The organism is Streptomyces sp. NPDC058240 (assembly GCF_042882135.1).
Classification (GTDB): Bacteria; Actinomycetota; Actinomycetes; order Streptomycetales; family Streptomycetaceae; genus Streptomyces.
This window is the reverse complement of the sequence record NZ_JBHVWT010000005.1, coordinates 272,443-291,577: the sequence shown is the minus strand read 5'-3', so window position 1 is coordinate 291,577 and position 19,135 is coordinate 272,443. Positions and strand designations below refer to the sequence as shown.

Annotated in this window: 14 protein-coding genes; 5 read left to right on the top strand and 9 right to left on the bottom strand. The window is 71.1% G+C overall.

Annotation, left to right across the window (positions count from 1 at the left end):
- Positions 1 to 61 precede the first annotated feature (61 nt).
- The 3 genes from mfd to ACFVX4_RS13355 form a co-directional block, all read right to left on the bottom strand.
- A complete protein-coding gene (gene mfd / locus ACFVX4_RS13365) occupies positions 62 to 3,592 on the bottom strand; it encodes a transcription-repair coupling factor (RefSeq protein WP_389975571.1) in 3,531 nt (1,176 codons plus the stop codon).
- 349 nt (positions 3,593 to 3,941) lie between these two features.
- Positions 3,942 to 6,527 carry an ABC transporter permease gene (locus ACFVX4_RS13360; RefSeq protein WP_389975568.1) on the bottom strand — a complete coding sequence of 862 codons (2,586 nt, stop codon included), beginning with the start codon at positions 6,525 to 6,527 and terminating at the stop codon, positions 3,942 to 3,944.
- Positions 6,524 to 7,312, bottom strand: a complete 789-nt coding sequence (locus ACFVX4_RS13355) for an ABC transporter ATP-binding protein (RefSeq protein ID WP_389975565.1) — start codon at positions 7,310 to 7,312, stop codon at positions 6,524 to 6,526. The genes ACFVX4_RS13360 and ACFVX4_RS13355 overlap by 4 nt, the downstream gene beginning before the upstream one ends.
- Before the next feature lie 523 nt (positions 7,313 to 7,835).
- Between ACFVX4_RS13355 and ACFVX4_RS13350 the strand changes: the two genes are divergently transcribed.
- Both ACFVX4_RS13350 and ACFVX4_RS13345 read left to right on the top strand, forming a co-directional pair.
- Positions 7,836 to 8,246, top strand: coding sequence for a DUF485 domain-containing protein (locus ACFVX4_RS13350; protein WP_389975562.1), 411 nt, complete (start codon positions 7,836 to 7,838; stop codon positions 8,244 to 8,246).
- Positions 8,243 to 9,859 (top strand): cation acetate symporter, encoded by a 1,617-nt coding sequence (locus ACFVX4_RS13345; protein WP_389975559.1) that lies wholly within the window; start codon positions 8,243 to 8,245, stop codon positions 9,857 to 9,859. Before ACFVX4_RS13350 ends, ACFVX4_RS13345 begins: the two co-directional genes overlap by 4 nt.
- A gap of 191 nt (positions 9,860 to 10,050) precedes the next feature.
- Here the strand turns inward: ACFVX4_RS13345 and ACFVX4_RS13340 are convergent, their stop codons facing one another.
- Together ACFVX4_RS13340 and ACFVX4_RS13335 are read right to left on the bottom strand one after the other, a co-directional pair.
- Positions 10,051 to 10,260: a DUF397 domain-containing protein gene (locus ACFVX4_RS13340; protein WP_389975556.1), complete on the bottom strand. Its 210-nt coding sequence runs from the start codon at positions 10,258 to 10,260 to the stop codon at positions 10,051 to 10,053.
- Positions 10,257 to 11,093 carry a helix-turn-helix domain-containing protein gene (locus ACFVX4_RS13335; protein WP_389975553.1) on the bottom strand — a complete coding sequence of 279 codons (837 nt, stop codon included), beginning with the start codon at positions 11,091 to 11,093 and terminating at the stop codon, positions 10,257 to 10,259. Before ACFVX4_RS13335 ends, ACFVX4_RS13340 begins: the two co-directional genes overlap by 4 nt.
- 106 nt (positions 11,094 to 11,199) lie before the next feature.
- Between ACFVX4_RS13335 and ACFVX4_RS13330 the strand changes: the two genes are divergently transcribed.
- A complete protein-coding gene (locus ACFVX4_RS13330) occupies positions 11,200 to 11,466 on the top strand; it encodes a hypothetical protein (RefSeq protein WP_389975550.1) in 267 nt (88 codons plus the stop codon).
- A gap of 27 nt (positions 11,467 to 11,493) precedes the next feature.
- Here ACFVX4_RS13330 and ACFVX4_RS13325 read toward each other — a convergent pair whose 3' ends face one another.
- From ACFVX4_RS13325 to ACFVX4_RS13310, 4 genes are all read right to left on the bottom strand, one after another.
- Entirely contained in the window at positions 11,494 to 12,474 is a 981-nt protein-coding gene (locus tag ACFVX4_RS13325; protein ID WP_389975547.1) for a MarR family transcriptional regulator, read from the bottom strand.
- Positions 12,475 to 12,893: 419 nt separating this feature from the next.
- Positions 12,894 to 13,787, bottom strand: coding sequence for a cellulose-binding protein (locus tag ACFVX4_RS13320; protein WP_389975544.1), 894 nt, complete (start codon positions 13,785 to 13,787; stop codon positions 12,894 to 12,896).
- 175 nt (positions 13,788 to 13,962) lie between these two features.
- Positions 13,963 to 16,671 (bottom strand): SUKH-4 family immunity protein, encoded by a 2,709-nt coding sequence (locus ACFVX4_RS13315; protein WP_389975541.1) that lies wholly within the window; start codon positions 16,669 to 16,671, stop codon positions 13,963 to 13,965.
- A gap of 5 nt (positions 16,672 to 16,676) precedes the next feature.
- On the bottom strand, positions 16,677 to 17,654 hold the full coding sequence (locus tag ACFVX4_RS13310) for an SMI1/KNR4 family protein (protein WP_389975538.1): 978 nt from the start codon (positions 17,652 to 17,654) through the stop codon (positions 16,677 to 16,679).
- Positions 17,655 to 17,967: 313 nt separating this feature from the next.
- Between ACFVX4_RS13310 and ACFVX4_RS13305 the strand changes: the two genes are divergently transcribed.
- Entirely contained in the window at positions 17,968 to 18,492 is a 525-nt protein-coding gene (locus tag ACFVX4_RS13305; protein WP_389975536.1) for a YwqJ-related putative deaminase, read from the top strand.
- A 10-nt stretch (positions 18,493 to 18,502) separates the two neighbouring features.
- The gene (locus ACFVX4_RS13300; protein WP_389975533.1) at positions 18,503 to 19,036 is read left to right on the top strand and encodes an SUKH-3 domain-containing protein; all 534 of its coding nucleotides are present in this window, start codon (positions 18,503 to 18,505) and stop codon (positions 19,034 to 19,036) included.
- The last annotated feature ends 99 nt before the right edge of the window (positions 19,037 to 19,135 follow it).

Here is a 19,135-nt window from a genome sequence, read left to right as displayed (position 1 = left end):
GCCGTGAAAAACCCGGCCCCGCCGCACTCGCGACGGGGCCGAATCAGTAGGCGTCCCGGGGCTACGACCCCAGGATCGTAGTGAGGAACTCCCCCGTCCAAGCCAGCAGTTCACGTCCCACGACCGGCTTGCCGCCGACCTTGCCCGTGGTGGGGCGGGGGACCAGGATCTGGTGGACGGCCGGCTTGATGACCGTCCTCGGGTAGAGGCGCTTCAGCCTCAGCTCCTGCGATTCGCGCAGCTCCACCGGGGCGAACCGGATGTTCGGGCCCTGGAGGACGATCTCGCCGACGCCGCAGGCGCGGGCCAGCATGCGCAGGCCGGCGACCAGGAGGAGGTTCTCGACCGGTTCGGGGAGCTTGCCGTAGCGGTCGGTGAGTTCCTCCCGGACGGCCCTGATGTCGTCCTCCGTGTTGGCGGAGGCGATGGCGCGGTACGCCTGGAGGCGCAGCCGCTCGCCGGGGGCGTAGTCGTGGGGGACGTGGGCGTCGACCGGAAGCTCGATCTTGACCTCCAGGGGCGGCTCCTCCTCCACGCCGCCTTCGAGGGACGCGCGATAGTCGGCGACGGCCTCGCCCACCATGCGTACGTACAGGTCGAAGCCGACGCCCGCGATGTGGCCGGACTGTTCGCCGCCCAGGAGGTTTCCGGCGCCGCGGATCTCCAGGTCCTTCATCGCCACGTACATGCCCGCGCCCATCTCGGTGTGCTGGGCGATCGTGGCCAGGCGCTCGTGGGCCGTCTCGGTGAGCGGCTTCTCCGGGGGATAGAGGAAGTACGCGTAGCCGCGTTCGCGGCCCCGGCCCACACGGCCGCGCAACTGGTGGAGCTGGGAGAGGCCGAAGTTGTCGCCGCGCTCCACGATCAGAGTGTTGGCGTTGGAGATGTCGATGCCGGACTCGACGATCGTCGTGGAGACCAGGACGTCGAACTTCCTCTCCCAGAAGTCCACCACCACCTGTTCCAGGGCCTGTTCGGACATCTGGCCGTGAGCGGTCGCGATCCTCGCCTCGGGGACGATCTCGCGCAGCCGCGCGGCGGCGCGGTCGATCGACTCGACGCGGTTGTGGATGTAGAACGCCTGGCCCTCGCGGAGCAGTTCGCGGCGGATGGCCGCGCCGATCTGCTTCTCCTCGTACGGGCCGACGAAGGTGAGGACCGGGTGGCGCTCCTCGGGGGGCGTGGTGATCGTCGACATCTCGCGGATGCCGGTCACGGCCATTTCGAGCGTACGGGGGATCGGCGTCGCGGACATGGTGAGGACGTCCACGTTGGCGCGGAGCTTCTTCAGCTGCTCCTTGTGCTCGACGCCGAAGCGCTGCTCCTCATCGACGATGACCAGGCCCAGGTCCTTGAACCGGGTCTCGGAGGAGAAGAGGCGGTGGGTGCCGATGACCAGGTCGACGGAGCCCTCGCGGAGCCCTTCGAGGGTCGCCTTTGACTCGGAATCCGACTGGAAGCGGCTCAACGCCCGCACATTGACCGGGAATTGGGAGTAGCGCTCGGTGAACGTGCCGTAGTGCTGCTGGACCAGCAGGGTGGTGGGTACGAGGACGGCCACCTGCTTGCCGTCCTGGACCGCCTTGAACGCCGCCCGTACCGCGATCTCCGTCTTGCCGTAGCCGACGTCGCCGCAGATCAGCCGGTCCATCGGGACGGACTTCTCCATGTCCTCCTTGACCTCGGCGATGGTGGACAGCTGGTCGGGCGTCTCCGCGTACGGGAAGGCGTCCTCCAGCTCGCGCTGCCAGGGCGTGTCGGGGCCGAAGACATGGCCGGGGGCCGCCATCCGGGCCGAGTACAGCTTGATCAGGTCGGCCGCGATCTCCTTGACGGCCTTCTTGGCGCGCGCCTTGGTCTTCGTCCAGTCGGCGCCGCCGAGCCGGTGCAGGGTGGGGGCCTCGCCGCCGACGTACTTGGTGACCTGTTCCAGCTGGTCGGTCGGGATGTAGAGGCGGTCGCCGGGCTGGCCGCGCTTGGCGGGGGCGTACTCGACGAGGAGGTACTCGCGGGTGGCGCCCTGCACGGTGCGCTGCACCATTTCGATGTAGCGGCCCACACCGTGCTGTTCGTGGACGATGTAGTCGCCGGTCTCCAGCGTCAGCGGGTCGATCGTCTTGCGGCGGCGGGCCGGCATCCGGCCCAGGTCCTTGGTGGCGGTGCGCTGGCCGGTGAGGTCCGTCTCGGTGAGCACGGCGAGCTTCAGCGCCGGGTCGACGAAGCCGTGGTCGATCGCGCCGCAGGAGACGTGGACGACGGACGGGGAGATCTCCGCCAGGTCCGGGTCGAGGCGGGCGGCGATGCCCTCGCCGCTCAGCACCTCGACGGTGCGGGAGGCGAGGCCCTGGCCCTCGGTGACGTACACCGTGCGCCAGCCGTCGGCGAGCCGGCCCTTGGTGTCGGCGAACGCGCGGGCGGTGTCGCCGCGGTACGCCTCCGGGGCGTGCATCGTGAGCTTGAGGGTGTCCTCGTCGAGCTCGTCGTCCGCGGCGAACGGGGAGACCGACCACCACATCATCTCCAGCTCGCGGGCCCGGTCCCGGACGTCCGCGATGCCCCACAGCGAGGCCGCGCCGACATCGATCGGGGCCTCGCCTCCGCCCGCGGTGGCCGCCCAGGAGGCCTGGAGGAACTCCTGGCTGGTGGCGACCAGGTCGGCGGCCCTGGTGCGGACCCGCTCCGGGTCGCAGACCAGCGCCATCGACCCCTTCGGCAGCACGTCGAGCAGCAGCTCCATGTCGTCGACGAGGACCGGGGCGAGGGACTCCATGCCCTCCACCGCGATCCCCTCGGCGATCTTGCCGAGCAGCTCGCCCAGCTCCGGGTGCTGTTCGGCGAGGGCGGCGGCCCGTTCCCGCACCTCGTCGGTGAGCAGCAGCTCGCGGCAGGGCGGCGCCCACAGCCCGTGCTCGGCGATCTCCAGCGACCGCTGGTCGGCGATCTTGAAGTAGCGGATCTCCTCGACGTCGTCGCCCCAGAATTCCACCCGAAGGGGGTGCTCCTCGGTCGGCGGGAAGACGTCCAGGATGCCGCCGCGCACGGCGAATTCGCCACGCTTCTCGACCAGTTCGACCCGGGAGTACGCGGCCGCCGCGAGCGCGTCGACCGTCTTGCCGAGGTCGGCGCTCTGTCCGATGCGCAGCGCTACGGGTTCCAGGTCGCCGAGCCCCTTGACCTGCGGCTGGAGCACGGAGCGGATCGGCGCGACGACGACGGAGACCGGGCCGGTCTCCGGGTCGTCCTTCCTCGGGTGCGCCAGGCGCCGCAGCACGGCGAGGCGGCGGCCCACGGTGTCCGAGCGGGGCGAGAGCCGCTCGTGCGGCAGGGTCTCCCAGGACGGGAACTCGGCGATCGTGTCCGGCGGCAGCAGGGTGCGCAGCGCGGCCGCCAGGTCCTCGGCCTCCCGGCCGGTCGCGGTGACAGCGAGCACGGTCCGCCCGGTCTCGCGGGCCAGCGCGGCGACGGCGAAGGGGCGGGCGGCGGGCGGGCCGACGAGGTCGACATGCATGCGGTGGCCGTCACCGGCGGCCTTCACCGCTTCGGAGAGTGCCGGGTCACGTACGACGACATCCAGCAGACCGTGCAGGCTCATGAAGGGCTTCCGTCCGGGTAACAAGGGCGAGGTCCGGCAGCCGGCTGCTGCCAGGGGGCTACACGAAGAGCAACGCGAAGGGCAACGCGAAGCGCCCGACACGTCGCACGGGTCGGGGGTTCCCAGCCTACGACTCCGGTGCGACAGCCGCGCCCGCAATCCGGCCCGGCGGGGCGTCCGGGGCGACGTCCCGGACGCACGAATCCGGCCCCGGGGTGTTTGGAGGAACACCCCGGGGCCGGATCCGGTCATCCTACGTCGGCCGTCACCCGCGCCAGGGCCTCTCGTTCGGATCATGCCGGGCTCGCGTGCCCCGGTGCCTGATCCGGCCTGATCCGAACGAAAGACCCTAATCCGTGGCGATCGCGTTCAGGACGTTCATCCGGCCCGCCCGGAACGCCGGGACCAGGGCGGCGAACAGGCCCACGAAGGCCGAGGCGACGAAGACCGTGAGGATCGTCGGCCACGGGATCTCCAGGACGCCGAGGCCCTCCAGGGCCAGCAGCTTCTGGGCCGCGGTGCCCCAGCCCATGCCCAGTCCGAGGCCGAGCAGGGCGCCGAAGACCGCGATGACCACCGACTCCAGGCGGATCATCCGGCGCAGCTGGCGGCGGGAGAGGCCGATGGCGCGCATCAGGCCGATCTCGCGGGTCCGCTCGACCACCGACAGGGCCAGGGTGTTCACCACGCCGAGGACGGCGACGATGATCGCGAGCGCCAGCAGGCCGTAGACGATGTTCAGCAGCTGGCCGATCTGGTCCTTCAGCTGCTGCTTGAAGTCGGCCTGATTCTTCACCTCGTACTGCGGGTACTTAGCCAGGGCGCTCTTGAGGGCGGCGTACGCCTCCTTCTCCTTGCCGTCCACGGCCTTCGCGAACATGGCCACGTTCTGCGGCAGGGCGTCGGCGGGGACGTACCGCGCGGCGGTCGTGATGTTGACGTACATCCGGCCCTTGTCGATGTTCACGTCGTCCGAGGTGATCGCGGCGACCTTCAGCTTCGCGGTCTCGCCGCCCTTGAAGGCGACGGTGATCCGGTCACCGACCTCGACGCGGTGCTCGGTGGCGTACGTCTCGCCGACCGACATGGCGTCCTTGCCGTACGCGGCGGCCAGCTCGCCGGAGACCGTCTCGCGGCGGACGTCGTCCTTGTACGAGGGGTCGGCGGCGACCAGGCCCCCGTCCTCGGTGGTGCCGTCGGGGGCGGTCAGCCGGGCGCCCACCATCTTGTAATTGGTGAGGTGCTCGATGTCCGGCACGGTCGTCAGGGCCTTCGCCGCCTGGGCCACGATCGGTGCGCCGTCGCCGCCGGCCGGCTGGACGATGAAGTCCGCGCCGACCGACTTGTCGAGTTCCTCGGTGGCCGAGGCGACCATGGAGGAGCCGACCACCGAGAGGCAGGCGACCAGGGCGAGGCCGACCATCAGGGCGGCGCCGGTCGCTCCGGTGCGGCGCGGGTTGCGCAGGGCGTTGCGCTCGGCGAGCCGTCCCACGGGGCCGAACATCCGCAGCATGACCGCGCTCAGCACCCGGACCACGAAGCCGGCCAGCAGCGGGCCGATCACGATGAAGCCGATCAGGGTGAGGAGCACGCCCACACCGAGGAGGAGCGAGCCCTCGCTCGACTTGTCGGCCTTCGTCGCGGCGAGGAGCGCGGCGCCGCCGGCGAGCGTGAGGACCAGGCCGATCGCGGCCCGGACCCGGCCCGCGCGGCCGTCCGCCGAGGTTCCGGCGTCGCGCAGGGCGGCCATCGGGGAGACCTTCCCGGCCCGGCGGCCCGGGAAGTACGCGGCGACGACGGTGACGACGATGCCGAGCACGAGGCCGACCACGGGGGTCGTCCAGGCGACGGTGAGGTCCTTGGTGGAGAGCTCCATGCCCATGGCGCCCATGAGCTTCATCAGGCCGACGGCGAGGCCGACGCCCGCGCCCACGCCGAGGAGCGAGCCGACGACGCCGAGGAACAGCGCCTCGATCAGCACGGACCGGTTGACCTGCTTGCGGCTGGAGCCGATGGCCCGCATCAGGCCGATCTCGCGGGTGCGCTGGGCGACCAGCATCGAGAAGGTGTTGACGATCAGGAAGATGCCGACGAGGAGGGCGATCCCGGCGAAGCCGAGCATCGCGTACTTCATGACGTCGAGGAAGGAGCCCATCGAGTCCTTGTTGGCGTCCGCGGCCTCCTTCTGTGTCTGGATCTTGTACGTGGAGTGGCCGCCGAGCGCCGTGGCGACGTTCTTCTTCAACTGCTCGTCGGCCACGCCGGATTCGGCGGTGACGGAGATCAAGCTGAAGACATCGGGCTTGCCGAGCAGCTTGGTCTGCGCGGTGGCGGTGTCGAAGTAGACGACCGCGGCACCGGGGTTGGTGACCTTGAAGGTGGCGATGCCGCTGATCGCGGCCTTGATGTCGCCGTTGGCGGTGATGGTGCGCAGCTCGTCGCCGAGCTTCAGGTGGTGCTTCTCGGCGGTGTCGGCGTCGACCATCACCTCGGTCGGGCCGCGCGGTGCGTGACCGGAGGAGATCTCCATCGAACGCAGGTCGTTCCTCGTCCAGTTGCCCGCGATCGTCGGGGCGCCCGAGGCCGAGCCCATGTTCTTGTCGTGGCTGTCGACGACGGTGACGGACATGCTGGAGACCGCGCCCTCGGCCGCCTTCGCGCCGGTGGCCTTCGCGACCTGCCCGACGGCGGACGCGGGGATCGTGACGGGCTTGCCGTTGCCCGGGAGCCGGTCGTCCTCCTTGGGCTCCTTCGGGCTGACCGTGACATCGGCCGCGGTCGCGGCGAAGAGCTTGTCGAACGTGGTGTTCATGGTGTCGGTGAAGACGAGCGTGCCGCACACGAACGCCACCGACAGCAGGACCGCGACGGCGGAGAGCGCCATGCGTCCCTTGTGGGCGAAGAAATTCCGCCTCGATGTCTTCCAGACGGTCATGACGTCCGCCCGCGCGAGTCGAAGTCCTTCATCCGGTCGAGGACCTGGTCGGCCGTCGGGTTGTGCATCTCGTCGACGATGCGTCCGTCGGCGAGGTACAGCACCCGGTCCGCGTAGGAGGCGGCCACCGGGTCGTGGGTGACCATGACGATGGTCTGGCCCAGCTCGTCGACCGACCTGCGCAGGAAGCTCAGCACCTCGGCGCCGGCCCGCGAGTCCAGGTTGCCGGTGGGCTCGTCGCCGAAGATGATCTCCGGCCGGGCGGCGAGCGCCCTGGCCACCGCGACGCGCTGCTGCTGGCCGCCGGAGAGCTCGGTGGGCCGGTGCTTGAGCCGCTCGGCGAGACCGACGGTCTCCACGACCTGCCGCAGCCAGGCGTCGTCGGGCCTGCGGCCCGCGATGTCCATCGGCAGCGTGATGTTCTCCAGCGCGTTGAGCGTGGGGAGCAGGTTGAACGCCTGGAAGATGAAGCCGATCCGGTCCCGGCGGAGCTGGGTGAGCTTCTTGTCCTTGAGCCCGGTGATCTCGGTCTCGTCGAGGAAGATCTGCCCCGAGCTCACGGTGTCCAGGCCGGCCAGGCAGTGCATCAGGGTCGACTTGCCGGAGCCGGACGGGCCCATGATCGCGGTGAACTGCCCGCGGGCGATGTCCACGTCGACATGGTCGAGCGCGACGACCCGGGTCTCCCCCGCCCCGTACGCCTTGACGACCTGCCGCGCTCGCGCAGCGACGGCCGTACGCCTTCCAGTACCCCCGTGCCTGGGAATGGTTACAGCCGTTGTCACGGTTTATCTCCTATATCGGTCAGCGTGGGGAATGCGTCGGTGCGCGTACAGAGTCTGATGTCGGGAGCGGATCCGGCGCACTGGTGCCCGGCGCAGTTCACGGGTGGGGTTTTCCCCACCCCCGCCCCTGCGTCCGACCGCATCCGCGGTGGGATTCGGCCGCTTTTCGCGGTGTAGGAACACGCTAAGGAACAAACCCCCGCGGCCACGTCCTCCGCCGGGAGGAACCGTCCCTGGCCAGTTGTAAGGAGCTCCCCCTAAGGGTCTCGGCCCCTGGGTGGAGTCCCGTATCAGGGGCTGGACCCAAGGGTGTACCGGCCGGGGCGACCAGGGCCCACTTCACGCCCGGCCGCCACCTTCCATTCACGGGGCCTCACGCAACCAAGCCATTACCGTGGGTAATTCAGGCCACCCTCTCCCCAACTGCCGTACCCACGAGTAATGTTCGCGCTTCCGACCGCACCCCGCACTCCTGCCTTGCCGTCCAGACCAGGACCCGAGCCATGCAAGGAGCAGCACCCCGATGTCGCACGGAAACCCGCCCCCATCCCCCCACCACCCCGACTATCTGCTCCCCTGGCAGAGCTCGGAGCAGGCACCGCCCGCCCGGCCGCCGAGCACACCCGACACACCCGCACCGGCGCCCACCCCCGGCCGCCACAGCGACCTGCGCCGGCTGCGCACCGCGTACCGACTGCTGCGGCGCATCGCGACCCTGACCGCGCTCGGCTACTTCGTGGCCTTCCTGCTGCTCTCCGGATTCGCCAAGGACCTGATGGACCGCCCCCTGTTCGGCGGTCTCAACATCGGCCTCGCACTGGGGCTCTGCCAGCTCCCCGTGACCCTGCTCGCCATCGTCGTGTACGAGCGGACCGCACGGCGCACGGTCGACCCGCTCGCCGCCCGGATCCGAAGAGCGGGAGCGGCCCGGTGAACGGATTCAACAATTCCGCGCAGTCGATGTCCCTGGTGGCCTTCCTCGCCGTGGGCACCGTGGCTCTGCTGCTCTGCGTGATGACCGGCCCGGACCGCGACGACCTCGACGAGTTCTACACCGGCTCCCGCTCGCTCTCGCCCATGCAGAGCGGCCTCGCCCTCGCGGGCGACTACCTCTCCGCGGCCACGGTGCTCGGCACCACCGGCATCATCGCCCTCACCGGCTACGACGGGATGATCCTCGCCCTGAGCATCACCCTCTCGCTCGTCCTGCTGATGTTCCTGCTCGCCGAACCCCTGCGCAACACGGGCGGGTTCACCATGGGCGACCTGCTCGTGCGCCGCGCCCCCGGCCGCGCGGTCCGCATCACCGCCTGCGCCGCCACCCTCGCCGCACTCGTTCCGATGATGGTCGTCCAGCTCGCCAGCAGCGGCGATCTGCTCGCCTTCATCCTGGGATTCGACACCTCGGGATTCCGCACCGGCGCCATCATCGGGCTCGGCACCCTGATGATCGGCTACGCGGCGATCGGCGGGATGAAGGGCACCTCGCTGATCCAGATCGTGAAGACCGTGGTCCTCTTCGTGGCCGCCTTCACCATCGCCGTACTGATCATGAACCGGTTCGACTGGAACACCGACTCCCTGCTCTCCGCCGCCCGGCAGAGCAGCGGCGCGGGGGCCGCGTATCTGCGCTCGGGGCTCCAGTTCGACGGCAGCGGACTCGACATGGTCAGCTCCGAACTGACCGTGGTGCTCGGCGCCGCCTGCCTGCCGCACGTCACCATGCGCATGTCGAGCGCCCGCTCCACCCAGGCCGTCCGACGCTCGATGTCCTGGGCGGTCGGCGTGGTCGCCACGATCTGCCTGCTGCTCGTCGTGATCGGCTTCGGCGCGGGGGCCCTCGTCGGCCACGACGTCATCACCGCCGCCGGGGCGTCCGGGAACAGCGCGATCCTCCAGATCAGCGGCGAGGTCGCGAACGGTACGCAGATGGGGGCCCTGGTCATCACGACGATGACGACGGCGATCTTCCTGACCCTGCTCGCCTCCGTCGCCGGAATGATCCTGTCCTGCGCCAACTCCCTCGCCCACGACCTCTTCGCGCACGGCCTGCACGGGGTGCGCGACCCGGACCGCAAGCCGCTGCCGGGCCTTTCCGAGATGCGTACGGCACAGATCTCGGCGATCGTCGTCGGACTGCTCGCCACCGTTCTCGCCGTCGTGGCCAGACACTGGAACGTACAGGCGCTGGCGACGCTCTCGTTCTGCGTCGGCGCGTCCGCGTTCGCCCCGGCACTCGTCTACAGCATGTTCTGGCGGCGCTTCACCCGTACCGGGCTGCTCTGCACCCTCGTCGTCGGCACCCTCACCACGCTGGTGCTGATCACCGGCACCAACCTGGTCTCCGGCTCACCCACCTCGGTCTTCCCCGACCACGACTTCAACTGGTTCCCGTACACCACCACCGGGCTCGTCTCCATCCCGGCCGGATTCCTGGCGGGCTGGCTGGGGACGGTGCTCCCCCGCCACACGGCCCCCGCGGCACGCCGGCTCTACCAGGGCGAGGAACCCCGGATCCTGGCGGGCGTGCCACCGACACACCAGTGAGCCCGGCCCTCGCCCGCTCCACGGCCCTCTGCCGCCAGGCGGCATGACGACAGCCCCGCGCACTCCGGATCGATCGAGAGTGCGCGGGGCTGTCGTCGTTGCGCGGGGCTGTCGTCGTTGCGCGGGGCTGTCGTCGTTGCGCGGGGCTGTCGTCGTTGCGCGGGGCTGTCGTCGTTGCGCAGGAGGTGCGGTCAGACCGAGCCGAACTCTCCAGCCTTGACCCCTGCCACGAACGTGGCGAATGCAGCGGGGGAGGTGCTCAGCACGGGGCCGCTCTGGCTCTTCGAGTCACGGACGGGAATGACACCGAGCGAGCCGACGAGGTTGGCGGCGACCTCGACGCAGGCGCCACCGTTGTTGCTGTAGGAGGACTTGAACCAGCGGGGGGATTCGGTCGTCACGGGGAACCCTTTCGTAACTGGCTGATCATGGCCACGGATGCCGCTGGGGACAGAGCCCCGGCCTGCAACTGATGGTAGGCCGTCAACAGGGGGACAACCGAAGCGCTTTCCCTGTTGAGGGTACCCAGGTGGGAGGACTCGGCATAGGACATGAGCTGGCGGTCCGGCAGGGTCAGTATGTACAGCGGCAGGTCGAAAGGACGGAGCTCCGCCATGTCGAACGGGGCGACCTGGAGCACGGTGTTGGGCAGCTCGGCGAACTCGATCAGCCGCTCCAGCTGCGCGTCCATGACGGCGGGTCCGCCGACCGGGCAGCGGAGGCAGCTTTCGTCCAGCACGACCAGGAACAACGGCGGATGCGTGCGGGCGAGTGCGGCCTGCCGCTCGGCGACGAGCGAGATCCGTTCCTTCGCCTGATCGTTGGTGATCGCCCCGCGCTTGACGGCGCTCTCCGCGAGCACGGTCGCGTATTCGGGCGTCTGGAGCAGGCCGGGCATCACACCCACTTCGTACAGCCGGATCTCCGCAGCACGACTCTCCTGCCCCACGTACTCCGGGAAGCCCTCCAGCAGAGAGCCGTGCCGGATCTCGCGCCAGTGGCGCTCGAACGTGTCAGCTGTATCGCCCGTGCCGAAAGCCCGGTCCGCGCTGCGCGAGAAACGCAAGGTCGGAAGTTTCCGGCTGGTTTCGACCGCCGAGATATGGGTGCTGGAGTACCCCATGCGATCGGACAGGTCCTCCTGCTTCCAGCCACGCTCCTCGCGCCAGCTGCGGAGACGTGCGCCGAAGGCCGCTTCCGGGGAACTGTCCGGGTTCAGCTCCTTGCGGTTCAAAGGGTTATCACCAACCTTTCATCCAGGTCCGCCACGTTGATCGGGTTCCGACTCTAGGCCACCCTGAATCCCCTTGGTAGTGGAATCGCTACGGAGCGGAGTTGACGTGACCGAAGAGAACGTTGCCGTGAATCGCCACGAGCCCTCTCAAGCTCAAGTCCCGCCCCCCGGAACGCTCATGAGGGACGCCGGTCACAGCAACCGGGCCGGGGAGTTTCGAGGGGTCACCGGCCCGTACTGGGCGTTGCGGCCGGTCGGCGGCGGTATCGAGTGGGAGGCCGAGCCGGAGTGGGTTCGCGCGCTCACACCCGCCGAGCGGCTGAGCGTCGAGAACGCGTTGCGGAACCTCAGGAGCAGTCGGGGCGGGTTGTGAACGCGCCGGCCGGGCAGGGGCGACGCCTCACGGAGCCGGTCGGGCGACCGGACCGAACTCCCGGCAAGGCCTGCACAAGCCGTCACGGAACGCCTCGGGCCTCCCGGGCGCACCGCACTCGGTGCACTCCATCATCAGACGGCGTACGGGAGTTGCCTGCGTGGCCGGGGTCGTGGCGGGCAGGCGGGGCGGGAGCTTGTCGTGGAGGCGGCGGCGGACGAAGCCGAAGGGTGAGTCGACGGACGCGGGGAGCCCGGCGGTGAGGGCGTGCGTCAGGTAGTCGGCGTCCACACCGCGTGCCAACCACTCGGCGGCCGCCTGCTCCAGTGCCGCACAGTCCGCTGCCGAGAGGGCCAGGCGGGAGTCGGTACGGCCGAGGCGGGCCAGGGCGGCAAAGGCGGGAGAAGGTCCCGGCGGGGACTGCGGCTCCGGCTCTGCAGTGCGCTGCTGCGGCACCACCGGGGTGGGCAGCTGCGACGGTACGTGCACGGGCACAGGCACGGGCGCAGGCGCGGGCACCTGGGCCGGGGCGCCCGCCTCGGGCTCGGCAGGCGCCGGGGGCTCCACCGCCTTCGCGGTCGACACCGGCGCGGACCGGCGCTCCTCGGCGGCGAGTAAGGTGTCCCACCACTCGTTGTCGTGAGCAACCCGCGACCAGAAGGTACGCGTAACCCAGCGGACCTGGTCGCCGTTCTCGCCGCTCAGGCACCGGACATGCCGCAGATGACCGGCCACCCCCAGGGCCCGCAGCGCGCTGCCGACGGCCATCTGCCCGTAGAGGGGCTGGCTCTTCGCCAGCGACTTGACGTCCATCGCCGCCCCCTCGGGCAGGGCATCCACGTAACCGGCGATGTGCCGTTCGCGATCGGGCAGCAACGCGAAGTCGGCCTCGCGCGGCGGGCGTTGCTCCGGAACGGATCGCTTTCCGTAACCGGGGCGGGCCTTCGGGTGCGAGGGGCGTGAGGATGCGGGCGCGCACAGGGCAGGGCTAAGGTTTGAAACAGCCACGGGATCGCCTCTGAATTCGATCTTGGGGTCAGACCCCGGCCGGTGCTGGTACACCGCGTCGGGGTCGTTACGTTGGGCACCGTAAGCAGCCGCGACTCCGCGCCGCAAGTCGATCACAACTAGTCATACTTGCTGGCCGTGACGGGTCAGGGAGGGCGGGGAGGTTTCCCCAACCAACCCTTGTATCCAACCAGTTGGTACACACCGCTCGAATCCCGGCCCTCGCACCCCGACTCCCGAAGCCCGAAGCTCAAGACCCGGCCCCAAGCCCATCTCCGTACCCACGAAAGAGTGAACAGACCCTCCCGGAGCTCGAAGCCCGGAGCCCGGAGCCCGGAGCCCGGAGCCCGGGACTCGGGACTCGGGGCTCGGGGCTCGCGTCCCGGAACGCCGAAGCCGGGGTCAGTCCTCCGCCGGGCTCAGTCCTCCGCCGGTGTCACCCGCCCGGTGAGCGCCGCGAGCGAATTCCGTACGTGTGCCATGTGCGCCTGCACCTCCTCGCGGCCCTCCTCGTGCTCCCGCATGATCCGCTCCGTCTCCCGGACCACCCGCTCCTCACGGACCCTGGCCGCCGCGATCAGCTCCGCGGCCCGCGCCTCGGCGTCCTCCTGACCGTGCCGGGCGGCCTCCTCCGTCTCCGCGAGCGCCCGCCGCGCCTCGGCCAGGCGGGCCTCCGCCTGCTCGGTCAGCTCGTCGTGGTGCGCCGACTGCGCGGCCTCGGCCCCGGCCAGTTCGAGCTCGGCCGCCTGCCAACGCTCGGAATGCTCCTGCTCCTGGTGCGCGAGGACGCTCTCGGTACGGCGGATCGTCTCCGCCATCATGGACTCCGAGCGCTCCCGCACCTCCGCGGCCTCCTCGCGGGCCTCGGCAACGGTCCCGTCAGCGGTGCCCCTCGCCGTGGACAGCGTCTCGTCGGCGTGGGTCACGGCCGCGGCCCGCATGGCCTCGGAGTCCGCCCGCGCCGAAGCACGGACCCTGCGGCCCGCCTCGTCCGCCGCGTCCCGCAGCGCCTGCGCCTCCTCCTGGGCGGCGCCCCGCAGGGTCTTCGCCTCGCCCTCGGCGAGCGCCAGGATCTGCTGGGCACGCTCACCCAGCGATTCGTAGTTCTGCGGGGCGAGCGTGGCGACGACCTCGCTCAGCCGGACCGACTCCGCCGACAGCTCCTCCACCAACGCGGTCAGCCGGGACACCTCGTCCAGCGCCGCGTCCCGCTCCGCCGAAAGCCCGGCCACCGCGCGGTCCACCTGCTCCGGACGGTAACCACGCCCTCGTCCGCCGACGAAGCCGTGCGCGGACACCGGTGCAGAACTCATCCTTGAAGCCTCTTTCCGACTCTCCGACCATCAGCAGTACGTCAAGGATGCGGCAATTGGCCCAGAAGTCGGAATCGATCAACTGCTTTCCGGGCGGAAGCGACAGGCATCACAGACAGCGCACGGCGCCCGGCCCCCTTCCGGGAGCCGGGCGCCGTCCGCGGAACCCGCCGGGTCAGATCAGCCCGTCCCACATCTGTTCGAGAAGCACGGACCACCAGCTCTCCGGCGACGCCAGCGCCGCCGCGTCCAGCGCCACCAGCTGGGCCTGGAAGTCGACCGTCCAACGGCCCGCCTGCTCCGGGTTGAGCCCGAAGCGCAGCCGCCACATCCGGCCGAGCAGCGCCATCGAACGCTGGAACTCCGGCAGCCCCGTGTTCACGAACTGCGGCGCCACCGACTGACCGCCCGGCCCCGCCTCGACCGGCACGGCCACGATGTTCGCGGTCCCGTACTGGACACAGATCGCCCGCCCGAAGTCGGACCCCATGACGAGATACGACCCCGCGTCGGGGGCGGCCTGCACCTGGCGCTGCGCGGCGAGCTCGGCCAGCGTCGGCACCACCGGCTGACCGGGCTGCGCCCAGAAGAACGGCCCGAAGTCGGCGGGCAGCCCCGCCCACACCAGCGTGCGCGCCACGGTCTCGGGCACACCCTGACGGGAGACGGCACGCTGATCGAAGCGGCAGATGCCCTGCGGCCCGAAGGTCTGCAGCAGCTCGTCCGCGATGACCTCCGGCGGCGCCGCCATCGCGGGCGGCATCTGCGGCAGCGGCGCGCGCACCGGAGCCGGACGGGCCTTCCCTCCCGCCACCTGGTGCAGTTCGCCCTGGTGGGTGAGCAGATGCTGCATGCCCTGTTGACGGCTGGCGTGATCGGTGCCGTACGGGGCGACGCTGGTGATCCGCACCTGCGGCCAGGTCTCACGGATCATCCGCGCACAGTAGCCACCGGGCAGCTCGCAGGACTCCAGCTCGGTGTGCAGCTCGATGACCTGCTGCGGCGGCACGTTCATCGCCCGCAGCTCGTGCAGCATCTGCCACTCGGGGTGCGGGGTGCCGGGCGCCGAGCGCCGGATCAGCTGCTGCTCGCTGCCGTCGGGCGCGCGGTAGCGCAGCACGGCCTGGTAGCCGGGCCCGACGGTCGGCTGACCGGTGGGCGCCTGCGGATTGCCGTACGCCGGGGGCGGTACGGGGCCGGGTGCGCCGCCCTGCGGCACTCCGGGCGGACCGGGAGGACCAGGAGGACCGGGCGGGCCGGGGGGCTGCGGCGCACCGGGGCCGCCCATGCTCGGATCGGCGAGCATCGTCGCGGCATGGTGCACCCCACCACCGGGCGGCGGCGTCGAACCGGGCGGCGGAGGCGGCACCGGAGCACCAGGAGGACCAGGAGGCCGCAGCCCACCCGGACCACCCATGCTCGGATCGGCGAGCATCGTCGCGGCATGGTGCACCCCACCACCAGGCGGCGGCGTCGAACCAGGCGGCGGAGGCGGCACCGGAACACCAGGAGCACCCGGCGCACCAGGAGAACCAGGAGCACCAGGAGCACCAGGAGGACCAGGAGGCCGCAGCCCACCCGGACCACCCATGCTCGGATCGGCGAGCATCGTCGCGGCATGGTGCACCCCACCACCAGGCGGCGGCGTCGAACCAGGCGGCGGAGGCGGCACCGGAGCACCCGGCGCACCCGGAGCACCCGGAGGCGGCAGCGGTGCACCGGGCGGGCCCGTCTGAGGGGCGAGCTGGGTCGGCAGGTACCCGCCCGCCGGAGCACCGGGCGCACCCGGTCCCGAGGGCGGCGGCACAGGCGGACCCGGCCTGGCACCCGGGGTTCCGGGGGCACCGGGCGGCGGCGGGGTCGACGGACCGCCACCACGCGCACCACGCGGCGGCACCACGGCCTTGCTGGTGGCCGCATCGGCGATGTCACCGGCACCCGGACCCGGAGCATTCGGACCCGGAGCACCCGGACCCGGAGCACCCGGACCCGGAGCGTTCAGACCCGGAGCACCCGCGCCCGGAGCACCCAGCGGAACACCCGGGGCGCCGCCCTGCGGGGGCAGACCGGGCACGATCGCCGTCCGGGGCAGCTGACTGCCGCCCGACATCAGGGCGGTGGGCGCATCGGCCGGAACGACCGGCGGCGGGGTGCCGTCGTCATCGGCACCCGAGAGCGGCGGCGCGAACACCGTGGCCGGGAGCGGCACCGCCCCGTCGTCGGAACCCGCGTTCGTGTCCGTACCGGCCCAGGGGGTGGACCCGGCGGGCACGTTCGGCGGGGATACCGGGACACCGTCATTGGCCGTGGGCTCGTACGCGACCTGCCCGCCGTGCGAACCCGGCGACGCCTGACCGACAGGCGCGGCGGGGGAGGCGGGCGAAACAGGAGCGGCAGGTGAAACAGGAGAGACGGACTGAGCAGGCGTGACGGGCGGAGCAGGAGAGACCGGAGGGGCCGAGGGCGCCGCCGGAGGTGCCACGTTCTGGCCCCGGTTCTCCCGGCGGTCCGGGATGCCCAGCTTGTCGGCCGCTTCCTGGAGCCACTCCGGAGGGCTCAACAGGAACGACGTCTGATTGAGGTCGATGCGCTGCGGCGGCTCCGGAGCGGCCGCGGCCGCCGCGTGGGCGCCGTACTCCTCCTCGTACCGCCGGATCACCTCGCCCACCGGCAGCCCCGGCCACAAGGTGGCCTCACCGCTGTCCCTGGCGATCACCAGCCGCTGCCTGCCGCCGTCCGAGACCGGGCCCTCGGCGCGATCCTCGCCCCACACCACGAAGCCCAGCTCGAACTCCCGCACCCGCACCTCACGGTGCTGGTACGCGGGCACATCGCCGTTGATCCACTCGTCCGCGCGCTCCTGCGCCTGCGCAAAGGTCACCATCGCGCTCACCCCTCCACCGGGACGGCCCGCGCGAAGCCGCCGTCCACCATCAGGTTCGCCACGGTCTCCAGCTCCGGCGGATTGCCCGCCAGACGCTGCAGGAAGGCATCGAAGTCACCGCCGCACGGCAGCAACAGCCGGTCCACCCGCTCCTGCACGTTCCAGCCGTCCTGGTCCCGGGCGTCGTCGTACGCGCAGAACCAGACCGAGCCGACACCGTTGCCCTTCACCTTCACCGCGATGATGCCGCCCTGGACGAAACCGACGCCCAGGAAGTCCTTGGTGAGGTGATCGCGCAAGCACTTGTTGATGTACACCAGGTCGTTCGCGGCGGCCTGCTCGCGCACCGTGAAGAACGGCTGGTCGACCAGAAGCCCCAGCTCCGCGTCGAGCGCCGCGCCGACCGGCGCCGAACCACCCGCCGCCTTGAGGAACGAACGGTAGGCACCCGGCAGCCGATAGCCGAGGTCCTCCTCGACACCCAGCACCTGCGCCTCGCTCACCGCCACGGCACCCTTCGGCAGCCGGAAATGCGCGGGCCGGGTCTCCTGCAACGGGCGGGTCCCCCGCTTGTTGTGGTCGACCGCCGTGGCGGCAAGGCCACCGTGATGTCTGAGCAGCGCCTTCACCTCGACCGGGACCAGCTCCATACGCCGGCCACCGGGCACGTGGTGCCACGTCCAGCCGTGCGGGGTGGCGACCGCCGGGATCGTGTCCCACAGCTCATGGCCGCTCGCCGCCAGCGCCGCATTGGCCGACACGTAATCGGTGAGCCGCAGCTCATCGACCCCGAAGCCCTGCGGAGGCTCGGCGATCTCGGCGACGGCACGCGCGTACGGCGCGAAGTCCGGGCTGCCGTTCTCATCCATGCGCACACCACCGGGGTGGCGGGACGCCCGGACCGGGTCCGGGAAATGCACGAGCTGCCCGGCGTAGGCCGCGTTCGGTGGCGCGGCTTGCTGCCCGAGCCGACCTGTCGTCATGGCGGTTGCCCCCTGCTGCGTCTGGCTGGTGAGGACCGGCCTGCCCAAGGGGGACGGTCCGGGCACAGCCTATGCGGTGGCGCAAGGGCGGGTCTCGCCCATGTGACCTGTCCTACGCCTCCCCCTCCGCATCCGTCACGAACCGTCACACCGACGTGACGGACGAGCGACGCTCCCGCCACGGCCGGGCGACACGGAGACACGTTTCACTGCCCCAGCTTCCCCACCAGCCGGGACATTTGGCAGGCTGTCACCGCAACTCGGGGGCGTGCACACCGCGCAGCTACCGCTGCGGCACGGGAGGGAAAGCGCCATGAACACCGCACAATCAGCCACATCCGGGGATCCGCGCCTCAGCTGGAGCAGCACCGACGCCGGCCGCACCCCCCGCCTGCACCACCGCCGCGACGGCATCCTGCCCGCAGTCGCGGCGGCCCTGTCCGTACGCGGCGAGACACTCACCTGCACCGCGGGCAAGGGCGACCAGCCCCCCGTACTGCACCCACTCGTCCAGGACTTCCTCGACACCCTCCCCAGCAGCCGGCGCGAACGCTTCACCGGCCGCTGCCCCGAGGCGATACTGCTCTCCCGGCAGCTCACCGCGGCGGAGTCGAACCGCTCCAAGCGCGCCCAGCGCAAGCCGCTGACCAACGGCGAGGCCCGGCGCGCCCTCAAGCACTCGCGGCTCACCGCACGACGCATCCGTGAGGACGGAGACCCGATGCACGGCAGCTACGCGCCGCCGTGCCGCTCCTGCGCAGCGATGCTCGCCCACTTCGGCGTACGTCCCGTCGACCTCACGACCACCGGGGCGGCGACCGCCGCCGAGAAGGGCTGACCGCACGCCGATGCGCGACCGAACCGACCTACCCGAACAAACGAGCCCCGCGGACCGCGACCGGAACGCCTCCACCCGCTTCCCCGTCGCCGTCGACGCCGCCCTGCGCGCCGCGGGCTGGCAGCCCGGCCGCTGGGACATCCGGCAGGCCGAGGAATGGGCCGACGCACTGCGCTCGCACGCCTCGCCCGCCGGCCACCAGCACGCGGTCTTCCCCGCGGCCGTGGAGGCCTGGGCCGAATTCGGCGGACTCCACATCACCGCGTCCGCGCCGGGCCGCCAGATCGCACCCGCCCCGGTACGCATCGACCCGCTGAGCGGACTCCACCTCGCCCGCACCCTCGGCGACCTCGGCCGGGCGCTGGAGACCGAGGTCAGCCCCCTGGGCCAAGAAGGGGACGGACAGGCGGTCCTGGCGATCGACACCGAAGGCCGCGTCTACAGCATCGACCACACCGGCGACTGGTACCTCGGCCCGGACATCGACCGGGCGCTGGCGACCCTGATCGCGGGCATCCAGCCGGAGCGCCTCGTCTCGGGTTAGGCCCTGTTGGGGAAAGGGCGTCGTCGCACCCACAGAAAAAAAAAGGTTGGCAAAAAGAACCAAAGGACCTTCAGCGGGTTCCGGACCCACAAAACCCAA